At 37.0% G+C, this 18778-nt stretch carries 18 protein-coding genes and 3 pseudogenes; 19 read left to right on the top strand and 2 right to left on the bottom strand.

What is annotated here, in order from left to right:
* The first annotated feature begins 99 nt into the window (after nucleotides 1–99).
* The 3 genes from adhP (at nucleotide 100) to CAP51_RS01415 (ending at nucleotide 2916) form a co-directional block, all read left to right on the top strand.
* Nucleotides 100–1131 carry an alcohol dehydrogenase AdhP gene (gene adhP / locus CAP51_RS01425; protein ID WP_087618952.1) on the top strand — a complete coding sequence of 344 codons (1032 nt, stop codon included), beginning with the start codon at nucleotides 100–102 and terminating at the stop codon, nucleotides 1129–1131.
* A 312-nt stretch (nucleotides 1132–1443) separates the two neighbouring features.
* Entirely contained in the window at nucleotides 1444–1959 is a 516-nt protein-coding gene (locus CAP51_RS01420) for a sigma-70 family RNA polymerase sigma factor (RefSeq protein ID WP_087618951.1), read from the top strand.
* A 3-nt stretch (nucleotides 1960–1962) separates the two neighbouring features.
* Complete coding sequence (locus CAP51_RS01415; RefSeq protein WP_087618950.1) at nucleotides 1963–2916, top strand: FecR family protein; 954 nt, start codon at nucleotides 1963–1965, stop codon at nucleotides 2914–2916.
* A gap of 71 nt (nucleotides 2917–2987) precedes the next feature.
* On the opposite strand, the gene CAP51_RS01410 is transcribed toward CAP51_RS01415, so the two are convergent.
* Complete coding sequence (locus CAP51_RS01410; protein WP_087618949.1) at nucleotides 2988–4109, bottom strand: PilT/PilU family type 4a pilus ATPase; 1122 nt, start codon at nucleotides 4107–4109, stop codon at nucleotides 2988–2990.
* Between the two features lie 12 nt (nucleotides 4110–4121).
* On the bottom strand, nucleotides 4122–5159 hold the full coding sequence (locus CAP51_RS01405) for a type IV pilus twitching motility protein PilT (protein ID WP_087618948.1): 1038 nt from the start codon (nucleotides 5157–5159) through the stop codon (nucleotides 4122–4124).
* A gap of 115 nt (nucleotides 5160–5274) precedes the next feature.
* On the opposite strand from CAP51_RS01405, the gene CAP51_RS01400 reads away from it, so the two are divergent.
* From CAP51_RS01400 to CAP51_RS01325, 16 genes and pseudogenes are all read left to right on the top strand, one after another.
* Complete coding sequence (locus CAP51_RS01400; RefSeq protein ID WP_087618947.1) at nucleotides 5275–5961, top strand: YggS family pyridoxal phosphate-dependent enzyme; 687 nt, start codon at nucleotides 5275–5277, stop codon at nucleotides 5959–5961.
* A gap of 242 nt (nucleotides 5962–6203) precedes the next feature.
* A complete protein-coding gene (locus tag CAP51_RS01395; RefSeq protein WP_087618946.1) occupies nucleotides 6204–6443 on the top strand; it encodes a hypothetical protein in 240 nt (79 codons plus the stop codon).
* Nucleotides 6444–6573: 130 nt separating this feature from the next.
* On the top strand, nucleotides 6574–11955 hold the full coding sequence (locus tag CAP51_RS01390; protein ID WP_087618945.1) for an RHS repeat-associated core domain-containing protein: 5382 nt from the start codon (nucleotides 6574–6576) through the stop codon (nucleotides 11953–11955).
* Nucleotides 11956–11977: 22 nt separating this feature from the next.
* Nucleotides 11978–12436: a hypothetical protein gene (locus CAP51_RS01385; protein WP_087618944.1), complete on the top strand. Its 459-nt coding sequence runs from the start codon at nucleotides 11978–11980 to the stop codon at nucleotides 12434–12436.
* A gap of 70 nt (nucleotides 12437–12506) precedes the next feature.
* Nucleotides 12507–12749, top strand: a pseudogene (locus tag CAP51_RS17675) (RHS repeat-associated core domain-containing protein); the annotation flags it as partial.
* Nucleotides 12726–13352: a hypothetical protein gene (locus CAP51_RS01375; protein WP_245809049.1), complete on the top strand. Its 627-nt coding sequence runs from the start codon at nucleotides 12726–12728 to the stop codon at nucleotides 13350–13352. The pseudogene CAP51_RS17675 and the gene CAP51_RS01375, both read left to right, overlap by 24 nt.
* 193 nt (nucleotides 13353–13545) lie before the next feature.
* Nucleotides 13546–13833: a hypothetical protein gene (locus CAP51_RS17130; protein ID WP_140404388.1), complete on the top strand. Its 288-nt coding sequence runs from the start codon at nucleotides 13546–13548 to the stop codon at nucleotides 13831–13833.
* Nucleotides 13834–14056: 223 nt separating this feature from the next.
* The gene (locus CAP51_RS01360; protein ID WP_087618939.1) at nucleotides 14057–14542 is read left to right on the top strand and encodes a hypothetical protein; all 486 of its coding nucleotides are present in this window, start codon (nucleotides 14057–14059) and stop codon (nucleotides 14540–14542) included.
* A gap of 103 nt (nucleotides 14543–14645) precedes the next feature.
* Nucleotides 14646–15305 (top strand): RHS repeat-associated core domain-containing protein, encoded by a 660-nt coding sequence (locus tag CAP51_RS17270; RefSeq protein ID WP_171294690.1) that lies wholly within the window; start codon nucleotides 14646–14648, stop codon nucleotides 15303–15305.
* A 9-nt stretch (nucleotides 15306–15314) separates the two neighbouring features.
* A complete protein-coding gene (locus CAP51_RS01350) occupies nucleotides 15315–15608 on the top strand; it encodes a hypothetical protein (RefSeq protein WP_087618937.1) in 294 nt (97 codons plus the stop codon).
* A gap of 121 nt (nucleotides 15609–15729) precedes the next feature.
* Nucleotides 15730–15924, top strand: coding sequence for a hypothetical protein (locus CAP51_RS01345; protein ID WP_087618936.1), 195 nt, complete (start codon nucleotides 15730–15732; stop codon nucleotides 15922–15924).
* Between the two features lie 552 nt (nucleotides 15925–16476).
* A pseudogene (locus CAP51_RS17670) lies at nucleotides 16477–16775 on the top strand (RHS repeat-associated core domain-containing protein); the annotation flags it as partial.
* Entirely contained in the window at nucleotides 16752–17390 is a 639-nt protein-coding gene (locus CAP51_RS01340; RefSeq protein WP_171294703.1) for a hypothetical protein, read from the top strand. The pseudogene CAP51_RS17670 and the gene CAP51_RS01340, both read left to right, overlap by 24 nt.
* Before the next feature lie 17 nt (nucleotides 17391–17407).
* Nucleotides 17408–17866 (top strand): hypothetical protein, encoded by a 459-nt coding sequence (locus CAP51_RS01335; protein ID WP_140404386.1) that lies wholly within the window; start codon nucleotides 17408–17410, stop codon nucleotides 17864–17866.
* Nucleotides 17867–17915: 49 nt separating this feature from the next.
* Nucleotides 17916–18176: pseudogene (locus CAP51_RS17665) on the top strand (RHS repeat-associated core domain-containing protein); the annotation flags it as partial.
* Nucleotides 18156–18776 (top strand): hypothetical protein, encoded by a 621-nt coding sequence (locus CAP51_RS01325; RefSeq protein ID WP_140404385.1) that lies wholly within the window; start codon nucleotides 18156–18158, stop codon nucleotides 18774–18776. The pseudogene CAP51_RS17665 and the gene CAP51_RS01325, both read left to right, overlap by 21 nt.
* The last annotated feature ends 2 nt before the right edge of the window (nucleotides 18777–18778 follow it).

Genomic DNA, 18778 nt, shown 5'->3' with positions numbered 1-18778 from the left:
ATGACATACCTTTAACCTACCTTTTACATGCTAGCTTGGGACTATTGGCATTGAATGAGAATAGATGTCAATAACAATCAAGGACAAGGAGAATAGAATATGGGAAGCATGATGAAAGCAGCCGTAGTCACGGCATTTAATCAACCGCTTGAAATTAAAGAAGTGGAAATTCCAAAAGTTTCCGCAGGTAAAGTATTGGTCAAGGTGTTTGCTACAGGTGTTTGCCATACCGATTTGCATGCGATGCATGGTGACTGGCCGATTAAGCCGTCCGTACCTTTTATTCCGGGCCATGAAGGTGTTGGAGAAGTTGTCGAAATCGGTGAGGGGATTACACATTTAAAAGTTGGCGATACTGTCGGGATTCCCTGGTTATATTCAGCGTGTGGACATTGTGATCATTGTTATGCAGGCTGGGAAACATTGTGTAAAGAACAGCAAAACTCTGGTTATTCGGTAAATGGTAGTTTTGCAGAATATTGCCTTGCCGATGGAGAATATGTTGGTGTCATTCCAGAAGGCGTAGATTTACTGGAAATTGCGCCGATTTTATGTGCTGGTGTTACGGTTTATAAAGGTCTGAAAATGACTGAAGCCAAAACCGGTGACTGGGTTGCAATTTCCGGAATTGGCGGTTTGGGTCATGTGGCTGTGCAATATGCCAAAACCATGGGCTTTAACGTAGTTGCAATTGATGTTGATGATTCCAAGCTGGATCTGGCGAAAGAGTTGGGTGCAGATGTTGGTATTAATGCGATTAAACAGGATGTTGCCGAGGAAGTTAAGAAAGCAACAGGTGATGGCTGTCATGGTGTATTGGTCACAGCAGTTTCACCAAAAGCATTTGAACAAGCAGTAAAAATTGTACGTCGTGGCGGAACCATGGTCTTAAATGGTTTACCACCGGGCAAATTTGATTTGTCAATTTTTGATATGGTACTTGATGGTATTACAGTACGCGGATCAATTGTGGGTACTCGACTAGATTTGAAAGAAGCGCTAGATATTGCTGCACGGGGTAAAGTTAAAGCCCATATTAGTGTAGAACCATTGGAAAATATCAATGATATTTTTGAGCGGATGGAAGCTGGTAAAATTGATGGTCGGATTGTGATCGACTTGAAATTGTAATCATCAATCGAACACAACATGTTTGTGGTTAAATGATGATTAAAATGTTGTTTTAATATCACTTGAATAAACATTTAGAGCGTATAAGTTCATATTTGAAACTTATACGCTTTTATTTTTTGGAAAAAACGCCATATTTTGGTTTTTTTAGGGTGTTTAGTCTATAGATGATGACTTTGTCAGAATAATTATTTAATTTAATATTAAAGTGTTAGGTTGATATAATAGAATTAAGTATAAAATAAATTGAAGTTACTATCGTTTTTATATGATAATAATTATCATATACATTTTTTATACAATTGTTGTAAGATGAATTCAGCACAGATTAATCAGCAAATTTTACATTTGTATCAACAGCATCATTCATGGATTTATACTTGGCTTTATCGAAAGCTTGGTAATTCTTCCGATGCAGCAGATCTTGCACAAGATACCTTTGTGCGGGTATTGGCTCGCCAACAAGATTTTGAATTACAGCAACCTCGAGCATATTTAACAAAAATTGCCAAGGGATTAATGATCAATTGGATTCAACATAAAAATATTGAGCGTGCTTATCTTGAAGTCCTTGCCGAACAGCCCGAGCTTGAACATCCATCTCCGGAAAAAAATGTTTTAATTATAGAAACCTTGACAGAGGCGGTACAGCTTCTATCCGAATTGCCGGAAACTGTCCGATTAACTTTTCTTTATGTACAGCTTGAAGGTTTAAAACATCAACAAGTTGCAGATAAATTGAATATTTCCATCAGTACAGTCAAGCGACATATTCAACAGGCTTATATCCATTGCTTAAATCTTATGTTAGATGCGGAAGATTTATAAAGAATGGCTCAAGCTGATCGTAAGGAAATTATCAAGCAAGCTTCGGAGTGGCTTGTTCGTTTACAGGAAGGTGATCTTTCTGCGGAAGAACGTCAGCAATTACAGCAATGGCAACAGCAAAGTACCTTACATCAAAGAATATGGGAAAAGGCTTTACAGTTACAGGGAAAATTTGCTGATTTGTCTGTGGAGGTTGTGCTCCCCGTCATGGATAAAATGCCACAGACTAATGGCCACCACAGCCATAAAAAATATCTTTGGTTACTGGCAATTATTCCTGCACTGTCAGCATTGTATTATGGCAATGAAAAACAGCAATGGCTGGCAGATTATCGTAGTTCAGTTGGAGAACGAAAAACTATTCAATTACCGGATGGCGGTACCATTATCATGAATGCCCGGTCGGCGATTGATATTAAATATTCTGGGCAGCAACGCAAGATTGTATTACGTAAAGGTGAAATCTGGATAGAAACCCACCATGATGCATTGAAACGTCCATTTCTGGTCGAAACCTCACAGGGTACAGCACAGGCATTGGGTACCCAGTATTTGGTCAGATTGGAACCACGGCAGACTTTTGTTGCCGTGAATCAAGGTGCTGTTAAGGTACAAAGCTTAAAAGGGCAGGCGCAGATATTGAACCTGCATCAACAAGCATATTTTGATCAGACCAAGATTGAACAAGCCGCTGATCTTGATACAAGCGAATATAGCTGGACCAAAGGTTTTTTAATGGTCAATGAATTGTCATTAAAAGATTTTGTGGATCGATTGAAACCGTATCAAAAAGGTGCCATTTATCTCGAACCACAACTGGATAATATTAAAATCTCCGGAACCTATCCCATCGATGATTTACAACGCGTCTATAGCATGTTGGCACAAACCTATCACCTTGAGATAGATGTGTACGCCGAAGGCTATTGGGTGAATATTCAGAAGCCTAAGCATTAATCTATCATGATCGTTGCTCAAGGCATGTTGATTGAGAACACACTTGAGCATGCAGCGATCTAGAGAGTGGCTTAATAATCTTGAATAAACAGTCCTTTACCACTTTCACCAATGAGATGATGGGCATCACTTTCGGCCAGTTTAATTTGCAAACGCAGATCATTTGGTGCATCAGAGTGTTTTAATGCATCTTCATAACTAATTTCACCTGATTTATACAGATCAAATAACGCCTGATCAAAGGTTTGCATACCCAGCTCACGGGAACGCTTCATTAAATCTTTCAGCTCATGAATTTCACCTTTACGGATATAATCCTGCATCAACGGTGTATTGATCATGACTTCTACCGCTGCACGACGTCCCTTGCCATCTTTGGTTGGTACAAGTTGCTGGGCGATAATGGCTTTTAGGTTTAATGAAAGGTCCATATACAGTTGGTTATGCCGATCTGCATCAAAGAAATGGATCACCCGGTCTAGTGCCTGATTGGCATTATTGGCATGCAGCGTAGCAAACACCAGATGTCCGGTTTCGGCAAAGGCTACTGCATAGTCCATCACTTCACGAGAGCGAATTTCTCCAATCAGAATGACATCGGGTGCCTGACGCAGGGTATTTTTGAGTGCGACCTCGAATGAATCGGTATCAATACCGACTTCGCGCTGGGTAATAATACAGCCGGCATGTTGATGAATAAATTCAATAGGATCTTCGATGGTGATAATGTGTCCGCGCGAATTATGATTACGATAGCCGACCAGAGATGCCAGTGAGGTCGATTTACCGGTCCCGGTTGCCCCGACAAATAAGATAATTCCCCGCTTGGTCATGCTGAGTTCTTTAAGAATCGGCGGTAATTTCAGGGATTCCGGCGTGGGAATACGCGTTTCGATTTTACGCAAGACCATGCCCGGCATATCACGTTGCTGAAAGGCACTGACCCGAAAGCGGGCAGTTTTTTCGCGGTCGGTAATGGCAAAGTTACATTCCCGAGTGCGGGCAAATTCTTCGCGCTGCTTTTCGGTCATGATGGCATGAATGAGCTGTGAAATAATTTCTGGGCTAAGTTTGGTTTTGGTAACTGGTAAAATTTGCCCGTTAATTTTCATGGAAGGTTCTACATCGGCAGAAATAAATAAATCTGATGCATTTTTTTCAATCATCAGTTTTAGAAGTCCGTTAAAGTCCATTTTATATCCTGCCTATAAGAATGATTCTGGAGATTTTGCCAATGTACGTGCCATCGCACTGGTAATCTGACCTTTATGTACAAGTTCTTTCAGGCTTTGATCCAGTGTCACCATCCCTTGTGCTGCACCGGTCTGGATAGCAGAGTACATTTGTGCGACTTTGTTTTCACGAATCAGGTTTCGAATTGCAGAAGTTCCAATCATGATTTCATGTGCAGCGACACGACCACCACCATTACGTTTGAGTAAGGCCTGAGAAATGACGGCCTGTAAGGATTCGGAGAGCATGGCACGTACCATGTCCTTTTCTTCGGCAGGGAATACGTCAATCACACGGTCAATGGTTTTTGCCGCAGAGGTGGTATGTAATGTACCAAAGACCAAGTGACCTGTTTCTGCTGCTGTCAGTGCCAGACGGATGGTTTCAAGATCCCGCATCTCACCGACCAGAATAATATCCGGGTCTTCACGCAAGGCAGAGCGCAGTGCTTCGTTAAAGCCATGAGTATCACGATGAACTTCACGCTGGTTAATCAGACATTTTTTGGATTGATGGACAAATTCTATAGGATCTTCGACGGTCAGAATATGGTCATAACGGGTATCATTAATATAATCCATCATGGCAGCGAGTGTGGTGGATTTACCGGAACCGGTTGGGCCAGTAACCAGTACCAGTCCGCGTGGTAATTCACAAATTTCCTTGAAGGTTTGGCCAAGTCCCAGTTGTTCCATAGTCAGCACTTTGGAGGGAATGGTACGAAATACTGCACCAGCACCACGGTTTTGATTAAATGCATTGACACGAAAGCGTGCTACACCCGGTACTTCGAAAGAAAAGTCGGTTTCCAGCAGTTCTTCATAATCACGACGTTGTTTGTCATTCATAATGTCATAAATGAGCCGATGAACTTCTTTATGATCCATTGCAGGCAGGTTAATTCGTTTGACTTCACCATCGACACGAATCATTGGCGGTAAACCTGCTGATAAATGTAAATCTGATGCCCCATTTTTTACCGAAAAAGCCAATAATTCTGTAATGTCCATTGTTCCCCCTTAACTTAAAGTTTTTGATTATCCTTTAGAATGATAAGATGTTCGCTCTATGAAACCAAGTTATTTCATGGCGAAATCTACTGATTTTTAATTCCGGGAAAGTAAAATGCCACAATTTGCTTTGCAATATGCACAGGTTCAACAACACATTCAGCAAGCATGTGAAAAGTCAGGTCGGGCAGCGACATCTGTACAGTTACTGGCAGTATCGAAAACGCATCCTGCCTCGGCAATTACTGCCTTTTATCAATTGGGACAGCGTGCATTTGGCGAAAATTATTTGCAAGAAGCACTGGATAAAATTGAGCAGCTCAAACAATTATCGATTGAATGGCATTTTATTGGTCATGTACAGCGTAATAAAACCAAGCATCTGGCAGAAAACTTTGCTTGGGTACATGGTGTGGATCGTTTGATTATTGCCGAACGTTTATCCAATCAGCGTCCTGAAAATCTAGCACCATTAAATTTGTGTTTGCAGGTCAATATTGATGATCAGGAATCCAAAGATGGTTGTCGTGTTGATGAGGTTGCCGATCTGGTTGCGCAAATCAGTCAGTTGCCGAATATTCAGTTACGTGGCTTGATGGTGATTCCAAAACCAGAGCATAGCGCAGCATTTGCTCAGACGAAACAATTGTTTGATCAGGTAAAGGCCAGACATCACCATCCTGAACAATGGGATACTTTAAGTATGGGCATGTCAGGTGATCTGGATGCAGCGATTGCCGCAGGCGCGACCATTGTACGAATTGGTACGGCTTTGTTCGGTGCACGGAATTATAATACTTAATACACAATATATGTAGTCATATGCTTTAGAAAGTACTATCAATTTTCTAAAGCTTCATTCTTAATTAACGATCGAATTTGAATAATATTGTCTATATATAAGTTGTAGATGGTATTATATCTATGTTTTATATTAAAAAAAATATTTACAAATTTCGATTGAATATGATTTAATATTTACATTGGTTAAATTTTAACTATTTTTTAAATCTAATTCGAATAAATATGAGGATAAGCATTGTGATGGGGCAATGTAAATTAATAGATGGATTCTTGGTGATTGGTATATTCATAAGTGTCTTATTATTGTCAGGCTGTGAAACTGAGCAAGTTTCAAACAATAATGATGCAATGGTGGGTTATGCCAGAGAACATGCAAAAAAACAGGCTGAATTTTTGAATCAAGAGCAACTTGAGAAAGCTACACTTATCGAGTCTAAAGTCGTTACAGATGGAACAACTCAGCCGTTAGATAAGCAATAATTAAATTATCTGTTTGTATTGATTTGACAATTTTTGTTTTAATCGGTTGGTTAATTTGGCGTATTGGTCTAATAAGTTGTGATCACTAAATTTATGTAAATATTGCATTTGAATTGCATTGGGTAGAATAATGAATAACTTTATAAAAATTTTTCTGGGTGCACTCCTCGGCATATTTAGCTTATTTTGCCAGATAAGTTATGCCGCCTCCGATATTGTTGCACAAAACTATGCTGCTGCACGCTCTGCAAATATACAGTCTTGTACAGCCGGATATGATTTAGTATCGGGAGATATTACATACCAAAAAGCACATATTTTGGGGGCATTGCCTTATCATCTTAATTATCGTGCGCCTCTTCGACAAAATTTATCCGCAGCGCAGACATTTGCACAACCTGAATCTACGTCACTTGGTTGGGTTGATAATTATCAGGCACATGTTTTTGTGCAGAATATGAGTTCTCAGACGATACAATATCAAAATTATACAGCGCAGGTAAGTGGTCAAAATTACATTCTATCTACCTCTAATCCGGTAATTACCGCTAGCTTTTCGGTAAAAGAAATTTTCGTACGTTTGCCTGGCGAAACAGTCGATACGATCTTTAAAGAAGAGAATGGTAAATTTACTCGATTATATTCGGCAGATGCAGTGCGAGATTTAAATAATTATGGATTAAGACAGCTTTCATGGAGTTCCGATCTCGGTGAATATCAAATGAGCCGTTCAGGAAATAATTTGATTATCGTTAAAAATGGCATTCAATACACTGTATCGGATGTATCCTACAATATTTCACCAGCACAAACCCATACTGAGGCTATAAATCTGTATGTCGATAAATCCGGATATTTAAGAACCACAACAGATTCATGGTATTTGCATGTATTCCTTATGCCTAGTTATGCAAATTCCAATACTGCTCCATATATTGAAACAAAAACCACAGTTTCGATGAATTTGCATCGTATTACCCAGATTAATCAACAAGGGCGCAATCTTAATCTGGAGTATGATCATCTATTAAATTTAACGCAGGTTACGGATAATTTTAATAATAAACTGGTTTTTGAAAGAACTTTTCATGATCCGGGCTTAGGTGCGAATCAAACGGTTGATGAGTCGCGTCTTGTTACAAAAGTAAGTTATAGTAGCGGTTCACAGGGCGATAGTCAGACTGTGGAATTTGATTATCAGGCTTACACCAATAAAGTGCCGAGTACAGGGGCGAATACAGTTGTATTTGCTTTAGTTCGCTCCAATTCCACTGCTGGGGGTGCTTATAGTTATGTCAATGAAATGACTGAACTAGGATCAATAAAAGCTTATGTTAAATCTAAAGGTCGTACGGCCGACGAAAGTTATGATTATCCGGTATTAACCAAAGTATTGAACCATCGTGGGGTGATTGAACGGGCTTGGGAGATTAATCAAAATTATATTTTAAACGCACAAAACGGTTATAGCACTGCTCAAACCAGATTAAGATCTTTTATTCCAAATGGTTCTGCGGCTATTTCTGATACGACAACAACATATGATGATGTTGCCAATATCATCAGCATGAATTTTTATCCTGATGGTTCGCAAAGTGCGACCACAACAGTTTCTACAGAAATTATTGACAATAATAATATTAAAATGACTGTTACTGGATTCCCGTGTTTATTTGAGAACAAGACACCTGTTTCGACCTTGAATGTTTATACGCCGAGAAGCCAGTTACTGCGTGTGACTGATCGCAATGGCAATGTGACAGCACGGGAATATGATACGCTCAATCGTGTAACAAAACTTACAGAAGCAGTTGATAGCAACTTACAGCGACAAACCCTATACAGTTATACGACTTTGTCAGATGGCATGATCAATAGCACTGCAACACCAAATGCGATCAATGCACCCGAGATGAATATCGTTAATTTATTAAATGCAAGAGGGCAAATTTATCGTCAGGAAGTTGGTTCACCTCAGTCAGGGAGTCAGACCAAAGTACATCTTTATCATTATTATGAAGATCAAAATCAACCGACCTATGGCTTGCTACATATTTATGATGCACCAAGAGGAGATGTTGATGATAGAACACTCTATGAATATGATATATATGGTAATTTAAGTAAGAAAACGGTAATTGTAAATGCCAGTACAAGCGGTGCCGTTGAACGTAATACAGTATATCGTGATTATAACAGTGCAGGTCTGCCCAAAAGCATTATTCTTCCAGATGATTCAAGTGATACGATTGTTTACGATGGTCGATATAATGTTGTAAAAACAACACATTATGCAGGTTCACAAACACAAATCAATCAGAATACCTATGATGATCTAGGACGTTTAATCAGCACAACAAATCCGGATAATCAAACCATTAGATATGACTATAACGATGTTCATCAATTGATTAAAAAAACACTACCAAACAATAATATTGAGGTGTATTGGTATTATCCAAACGGAGAAAGCAGTGTCGTCGGTTATCACCACGCCAATGGTGCTTTGGCAATGAGCGAATGGCAGGAACTTGATGAAAATGGCAGAATAAAATCTTATCGGAAAGGTGGAAATACCAATAGCCATTGGGTCAGAATGAATTATGACAATAATGGTAATCTCATTCGGACACAAACTGCACAAGGCATTGTCAACCAGTGGCATTATGATCAGCTTAATCGTGTGATTAGCCATACTGACGGTAATGGATATACCAATCAAAAAAGCTATGATAGTGCCGACAATAACACGATAGAAGTTGCAGCGAATAATCACGGCTCTTCACGTAGTTTTCTGGATCATCGTTATTTGAGTGCAGAACAAAATGCAGATTTTGGTCAGAAAAACTATCAATATGATTTTCATCAGAATATTAGTCGCTATACGCATAATGAACGATTATGCAACTATGGTGTTTACGATCAGATACAACGACCTTCACAATTTGTATGTAACCATGGGAATCAGTCATCGAATCCGGATTTACAGGTGAATGATAGCTATGAATATGACAGCAGTGGTTTTGGACATCTCGATCAGGTACGTTCGCCTTGGGTCAATACCCAATATAGCTATGATCATTTACATCGTATTGTCGCAAAAAGCCAGCAAAACAAGACTGCGACCAAATATACCAATCGTAATAGCACCTTGAATAATTTTTATAGTTATAGTGCTGGTGGTCTGTTGACCAGTATCACTTATCCTTCGGGGAATCGGGTTGATTACAACTATAATGCTGATGGAAGTTTAAACAATATCAAACTTAACCAGCAAAGTCTGATTCAGGATATCCAGTATACCGGTATTGACCAATTACAGCGTTTTAATTGGGGTCGAGGGGGTTCATATGTGGTCGGTTATGATGACACAGGCAGTATTGTGAATATTTTAAATGGTAATAGCAATGCTGTTTCATTTGTAGCCAGCTATAGATACGATCTTGATGGAAGAATCGTCGTACAAGATGCGGATAATGTTTCTACGAACTATAGTTATGATCATAACAATCAGCTCATACAGGAACGTACACCGTATTATACCAGCCATCACAGTTATGATAACAATGGTAATCAAACCTTTCTGGAAGTCAGCAGTAACAATGCTGGAATCACAGCAAATAGTCAACCGAGTTGTGCCTTTAATGCCACAGCCTATGCAGAATATTATGCGGATATTAAAAATGCTTTTGGCTATAACCGAGACTTGTTGCTGGATCACTGGCTGAAATATGGTATGGCAGAAGGTCGTAGTCCGTGTGGTGCAGTTATGCCACAATGTAAATTTGAGCCACAGACGTATCGCAGTATTTGGCCGGATCTGGTGCAGGCACAGGTTGATGGTAACGTACATTATCGTAATAATGGTGTGTATGAAGGACGCGGTATTTGTAGCAAAGCGACCTCGAGCAATTATAATAACTATTTAAATATCATTGCGAGTCGAGGCTACCCAGCGGCAGAACGGCAGCCAAGTTGTGCCTTTAATGCCACGGCCTATGCAGATTATTATCCGGATCTTAAAAATGCCTTTGGTTATAACCATCAACTTTTGTTTGCTCACTGGCTGGAAAATGGTATGCCGGAAGGGCGCACACCGTGTGGTGCCTCAATGCCACAGTGCAGATTCGATGCACTGACCTACCGTAACCTATGGTCTGATTTGTATCAATCCCAGTCGGAAGGTGTATGGCATTATCGTCTGTATGGCGCAAATGAAGGACGTGGTATATGCCCGGCGAGCCACAGTGTAAATTATGCCAGTATGAGTTTTGTTTACAGTGCCAATCATTTAACTGGACTATCCGTTAACGGGGCGACACAGGCATTAGGAAATTTTGCGACAGGTGAACTAAGTCTCTCTGGAAATGTTGCTTATGACTATGCCGGACGACGACGCAGCGAAAGTTATGGTACACAACAGGTATATTTTGATTATAACCATAAAAATGAAAGAACATTGAGAGTGGGCGGAGGTTTAAACTATCAATATATTTATGATGAGGCGAGCCATTTGCTGGGAGAGTATGACCTAAATGGCAATACAATGGTTGAATATATCTGGTTTGGTGACAAGCCGATCGCAGCATTATATGGGCATGGACAACTGGTATATCTGGTGACAGATCACCAGAATAAGCCAAGACGAGGAATTGATGCGTCGAGCAATGAAATCGTGTGGCGATGGGATCCGGATGCGTATGGTGTGACACAGCCTGTAGGTCGGGTTAATATCCATTTACGCTTTCCGGGACAATTGTTTGATGGGCAAAGTGGTTTGTACTATAACCATAACCGTTATTACAATCCGTTGTTGGGACGTTATATGGAAGCTGATCCGATTGGATTGGAGGGTGGATTGAATCCATATGCCTATGCAGGGAATAATCCTGTAATGAATGTTGATCCGAGTGGGTTGTATAGTTTTGATTTGACACCTGCATTTAATCAACAGTTCAATAACTTTAATATAGGTATTAATTCTTCAGCCATTCCATTTCCAACTGATTTAGGCCTCAATGATTTAGGAAAGGCTGCTATTGCATCATTTAGCCGTATGGCAGGTTTATTAAATGTATTAACATTATCGGGTGATACGCCACAATTTAATAGAGAGCCATGGTATAATTTTTATCATGGTACAGATATAAATAGTGCAAGAGCATTAGTGGCAGGTAAGCCTTTAAGTTTAGAAATTGCAACTTCTCAAAAATTTAGAGCAAGTGAAAAAGAATCTGGATTCTATATGGCCACAAACATGTTTGATGCAACTTATTTTGCAGACAGACATGCTAACCCAGCTATGATTAACATAAGGATGCAAGAATCAACATTAACAACATTATTTTCTTCTGGAGCAAAATTGCAATCACTTGGTGGAGGCATGCGATTTCAAGGAAAAGAAATATATCTTCCTCCATCTACATTTCCAACATTCGATACATTACGGAACAGTAGATTAATTCATATAAGGTTAATGCCAACAAAAGAATGGGACATTCCCATGAAATAGCCTACATAGGAGGTTAAAATATATGCAGAATCAGTGTTATACTTTTATTAAGTCTTTGCGGAAGAGACATGCTAGTCTTGTATTTGGATATAATGGCAATCTATATGATAGGCAATTATTAGGGTTTATTACATTTGAGGCAGCACTTTTAAGTCCAGATGCAATAAGTGTAAAAAAATTATCAAATATTTGGTATATTACATCAAAATATGACTGGATAGGTGATTTGTGTGACGATGAAAGTTACCTTTTAAAGCCCAATTATCTTCCATGTGCAGATCTTTTTCATCACCTAGCAGGGGTTATTCTTGCCGCATTTTCAAATGGGGTTGGTTTAGCATTAGATGGGGAAATTACAGCATCATACAATTTGGATAAATCAGAATTAGATAATATAGCACTAGAAATTAAAAATATGGATAAAAGAGTTTTATTTTTTAAGAGTGTTGAGGATTATAAAAAAAATGATGAGAGTGCGTGATAAATACGATTATCTGGGTAAATGAAATGAGTAACATTATTATAGGCGATTTAGAGCAAGACAACTGAATATTCAGACGGTGACGTTTAACCTGTGCTTTCCGGGACAGTATTATGATGAACTCACAAAGCAACATTATAACCTGAATCGTTACTACAACCCTGAATTTGGACGTTATATGGAAGCTGATCCTGAACGAGTTTAAAGCATTGCTTTAAACGAAGTGCAAGACGTAGTGGGACTTGAGGGTGGATTGAATCCATATGCCTATGCAGGGAATAATCCTGTAATGAATGTTGATCCGAGTGGGTTGATGGTTCCGTTGTCGTTACAAGATATGGGAAATGCTTATGTTAATAATGGGTATTTGAATCAAGCTATTAATAATTTTGAGAGAAATTTAGCTCAAATTGGATTTAATAGTCAGCTTCCAACTGTGGATATGGCAAATGCAAATTTGAAAGCTAATGGTGGTTCTGGTGCAGATGTTTTAGTTAATGCAAGTAGATTATGGGTTGAGCCAAATCCAAATAACTTAGGTTGGAGATTAGGGCCAACTAGTGGTCGTCCTATATTACCGATACAGGCTGTGGGGTGGTTAAATGAACAGGGTACTTGGGTACGTTCAGGCAGCCCTAGTCAAGCGGATCGTGGATATTGGGTATATGGGGAATTAACTATGAGTGAGAACTTAAGAATCTATAAAGATCCATATGATTTTGAATTGCATAATCCATTTGGCAATGAAAATTTCATGGGTACTATGAAGCGTAATGGGCAGACAGTAATAGGCGCATGGAATTCAGGATCATTATTCAATATGAATTCTTCTGGATATAACCATGAATTTTATGGAAGACCATATTGTCCATTATGTCCTCCAATACCTGAAAGTTTGAAAAAAGGTTCTAAATAAAATGATTCTAAGATTTCTGTTTTATTTGATATTCTTGTTTTTCTTTATAGGTTGTGCGAAGCAAGAGTGTTTTTTATCAAATCAGGTTTGCATATCTGAATATATATATCAAGGAGAAAAATTTATTATTCTTCATTCGAGGTCTGATGATTCTAATATATTGAGAGCACCTAATAATATATTTGGTTTTTATATGAGTGCTAAAGAAATTAATGGGAAGTTATATGTTGTTTTACAAAAAGCCTTAATTGAAAAAACCTGTATAAAAAAAGATATGATTTCATCATTGAATGTTAAGTTTCAATTAGAGTTATATGAAGTCTTTTATGATGGCAGTATATTTAATTTATCTTTGCTAAATCAACCAGTAAATAATTATGAAGTTATGAAATGGTTTAATTCTATCAGAGCTAAAGAAAATGTCACTTTAGTTTGTGATGGTGAAGACATAGGATATGATGAAGGGGCTATTAGTTTTTAATTCCTCCACCTCAAAATTATACATTTATAACTTTATTAGCAGTAAATTCTACAGGGGTCTTAAAGGCGGTAGTTGACGGAAAAAACCATGCGTCAGTTTTTCCTGCAAATCGAGCAACAATGCCAAATTGGATAAATAGTCGTTCAACGGCTATAGAGAATCCTCATCCATATACTCTTATTCTGAAAAGTATCAGTTTGCCCAGAAAAAAGGGAGAGGAACCATGATAAACTCTTTTGAAAAAGTAAATGAGGTTAAACTGAAACTTAGTGAAAAAGAATTGTATATACACTTTGTTATTGATTTGGCATTTACTATTAAAAAACTTATCAAGGATGGAGAGCTTGATTTTTCTACATTAATTGATCCTGCACCAAGTAATGAATGGGAAAATCTTGCTGTTATGTTGCCTTATTTGCCAAAAAAGATAGTTACTGAAAATTTAGATGATTTATTGGAAGGATTTATGGATTTAAACTGGCCTGGTTCAAAAATATTGTATGGTTATTTGGCAGAAATGGATATAGAACCATTAAAGTCATCATTTAGTAGGGTTATAAGAAAAGCAATCGACTTGGATGACTCTGATTGGGTTTGGTTTTTAATGGTTTTTATGAAAAGTGAATTAGTTGATTTAGAAGAGTTATTTTTAGAAGAAATTGAACTTGGACTTAAATATTTGGAGAATAAAGGAATAGAGTTTGATTGAGTTTATTAAAAGATGATTGTATTACAATCCGTTGTTGGGACGTTATATGGAAGCTGATCCTGAACGAGTTTAAAGCATTGCTTTAAACGAAGTGCAAGACGTAGTGGGACTTGAGGGTGGATTGAATCCATATGCCTATGCAGGGAATAATCCTGTAATGAATGTTGATCCGAGTGGGTTGTCTTTCTCACCTATGGGGCTAATGAATGATTTTGCTTTGTCAAATTCGTATGGTTCACCAAGTCTGAATCTTTTAGATTATTCCTTAAATAGGTTAGCAGATAAATTTATTTCCAGTACCACGAATCTTAATTTGGTTGCAACAGATTATAATCAGTCAAATGGTAAGATCAGTAAAAATAATTATCTTTTGGAAATAAACCCATTAGGTAAATCATTTTTATTGATCGGAAGTAATTTAGGTGATGGAGGTGTAGGTTCTAGATCATCTTCTAGTTATTATAGAGGGGCGAAAGAAGGAAATACAGTTAGTTTTACACCTCGTCCAAATGATTTTAAGGTTGATCTAAAAATAGGATATGTAAAAGATACTCATGGAGTATCAATTTTTAATAATCCAAGCAGTATTAGTTCAAAAGGATTTATACCTTATAGATTAGATCCTGTATCTATTTCAAATCAATTGAGAATTATACAAAGAGGAAAAGATCTTAATCATTATGAAATAACTCCACGTCCTGGCTCAAATTTAACCCCAGAACAATATATTAGATTATGTTCTGGAATAAAGTGTTTAGATTAAGAGGTTTTTATGAAAAATTATAGTATTAAACTTACAGATGATTTTAATGAGTATGAGTGGGAGATTGAATCAAAAGGGTGTTTCGAAATAGATATTGAAATTTATGGGAATATTTATAATTTTAACTTTTATGATCCTGTTAGGTTAAATCAAACAATACAAGATGATTTGGATTCTAACCAATATTCATTTTATGAGAATTTAGTTGTTATATCTAGTGTTAATATAGAAAATATTGAGTACTTTATAGAAGATATAATTGATACGCCTTATTTAAGTTCTTTTAATAAAAAAGGAAAATAAAATAATCAGTTATATTTTTAATAATCTTATGAAAGAGTTATTTAATAGATAAAATTAGCTAATGAAAAACTAACCAATTATTCATTCATGAGTAATTGGTTTTATCTGGTTCCACCATTGTATGATGGAATCCCAAACAGTTTTAAGCCTTGATTCATATATTACAAAGGAACAAGCAGCTAAATCAATGAATAATGTGACATGGAATAATATGATTGGTGCTAGGAGTCTCGGACAAAACATAGGTGGAGTTGCTGTTTCTGCATCAGGTGATGTATTTAAAATGGAAAATGTTATCAATAGAATGAATATTTAGCTAGGACAAAATGAACTTAATTATAATCAATATAATTCTTTTCAGATAGGTAATCCTAAAACTGATCCTACATTTTGGACAGGAAACTACCCAGGACTACATCTTGAAATTAGTAAACAAGCCGGAACGTGGTAGAGTTATAAAGGATACATAAATAATGATGGAAAATAGTTTAATTTTGATTTTATTTGGTGTGATTTATGGTGTGTTGACGATATGGATATCTTGGTTTTTAAGTGATATTTTTTTATTATATTTGATAGATATCTAAATAGAAAAAATAAATAGTAATATTGTTTATTTTTTTTACAAATTAGTTAGGCTATTTTTTTTAGTTTTTTTGGATATTAATGGTACTTTTGTCTACATTTTTTCCTATTCAAGAAGATTTGAGATATTATTTTTCTAGTCCATATTTATGGTCAATGTTTATTACAATGTTAATCTTCGGTTGGTATGATAAAAGACAAAAGCATTAGATTATTAAATTTAGTAAATCATCTTATCTATGATTTACTAAAAAGGGAATATTGTGATTGAAATTGAGAAATATATGGTGTGATACAGCCTGTAGGTCGGGTAAATATCCATTTACGTTTTCCGGGACAATTGTTTGATGGACAAAGTGGTTTGTACTATAACCATAACCGTTATTACAATCCTGAGCAACGATAAGCAAAGTGATTAAAGCTTTGCCGTTGCGCAAGGGACGTTATATGGAAGCTGATCCTGAACGAGTTTAAAGCATTGCTTTAAACGAAGTGCAAGACGTAGTGGGACTTGAGGGTGGATTGAATCCATATGCCTATGCAGGGAATAATCCTGTAATGAATGTTGATCCGAGTGGGTTGTATAGTTTTGATTTGACACCTGCATTTAATCAACAGTTCAATAACTTTAATATAGGTATTAATTCTTCAGCCATTCCATTTCCAACTGATTTAGGCCTCAATGATTTAGGAAAGGCTGCTATTGCATCATTTAGCCGTATGGCAGGTTTATTAAATGTATTAACATTATCGGGTGATACGCCACAATCTAATAGAGAGCCATGGTATAATTTTTATCATGGTACGGATATAAATAGTGCAAGAGCATTAGTAGCAGGTAAGCCTTTAAGTGTAGATGCTGCTATACAGAATAGTTATTATCGGGAGGAAAAAGGTAAAGGTTTTTATATGGCAACAGATATGTATACAGCGGCATTCTTTGCGGATAGAAGTTATACAAAAAATCTGCAACCTGCTGTTGTAAATATTACTATGCAGCAATCTACATTAACAACTTTATTCTCAAATGGTGCAAAAAATAATGTAATTGGAGGTAATAATCTTTACCTTAGAGGTAGAGAAATATATATTCCACCAAGTGTATTCCCTATTTTTGACGGTTTAAGAAGTACAGGAAATATTCGGATGAGATTAATGCCAAATGCTGAATGGGATATTCCTTTACCAAAAAAATAATAGTAGAGAAATTTGACATGATTGAAAAAGATACATATGTGAAAGTTTTAAGAAAGAAATATGCAGATTTTCTATTTGGTTATAATAATCAAATATATGATGAGCATTTATTGGGCTACATTACTAAAGAAATAGGTTTTTTAGTTAAAGAAGATTTCAATATTTATAAAATAGATAACTTTTGGGTTCTTGGTACATCTTTGGATTGGGTAAAAAAATTTACGAAAATTGATGAGGATTATCTTTTAAAAATAGATCATTGGTATGGGTATGGGTATTATACTCAGCTGTCTGGAGTAGTATTGTCAGCATTTTCGAAAGGAGTAGGTTTAGCATTAGATGGGGAAATTACAGCATCATACAATTTGGATAAATCAGAATTAGATGATATAGCACTAGAAATTAAAAATATGGATAAAAGAGTTTTATTTTTTAAGAGTGTTGAGGATTATAAAAAAAATGATGAGAGTGAGTGATAAATACGATTATCTGGGTAAATGAAATGAGTAACATTATTATAGGCGATTTGGAGCAAGACAACTGAATATTCAGACGGTGACGTTTAACCTGTGCTTTCCGGGACAGTATTATGATGAACTCACAAAGCAACATTATAACCTGAATCGTTACTACAACCCTGAATTTGGACGTTATATGGAAGCTGCTCCTGAACGAGTTTAAAGCATTGCTTTAAACGAAGTGCAAGACGTAGTGGGACTTGAGGGTGGATTGAATCCATATGCCTATGCAGGGAATAATCCTGTAATGAATGTTGATCCGACAGGTTTATTTTCGATGTTAAATGATTTAGCAATGTCGAATGTTTGGGTTAATAATTTGGATAATATGAACTGGTTAAATCGTCAGCAAGCATCATTTGAACGTGTTTCTGCTAATATTGGTAAGGGATTATCATATTATGGAACCGGAATGAATGATTTTATTTCGTATAGTGTTTCCTATGAAGCCTTATCTGCTCGTAATATTAGAGTTGGTGGTTATCTTAGTAATAGAATACAACCCATTGTAACGAGACAAAGTTTTGCAGAGGATTTACAAACTGGTGGCGATGTATTAACAGCTTTAGGTGTTGGTTGTGGGTTTACAGTAGTTTGTGCGCCAACAGCACCAGCACTTGTTGCAATAGGAGGTGGGGTGAACCTTATTGGTACAGCATTGGATACAGAGCTTTCAGGACTTCAAAAAGGTATTTCTATTGCAGGTGGAAGGTTAGCAGGACAGCGAATGACCAAAGAATTTTTAGATGGTGGCTTTAGTAAACCAGTAAGTAATGCAGCAGGTGAAGCTCTGGGGTATGGGGTTGGTGGTCTTCCAGCATCCTATAATGAAACATGTAAAAATATTCACCCACCTTATAAATGTTAGAA

The organism is Acinetobacter populi (assembly GCF_002174125.1).
Taxonomy (GTDB): Bacteria; Pseudomonadota; Gammaproteobacteria; order Pseudomonadales; family Moraxellaceae; genus Acinetobacter; species Acinetobacter populi.
The sequence above is the reverse complement of the archived record's forward strand: the minus strand, read 5'-3'. Positions and strand labels throughout refer to the sequence as shown.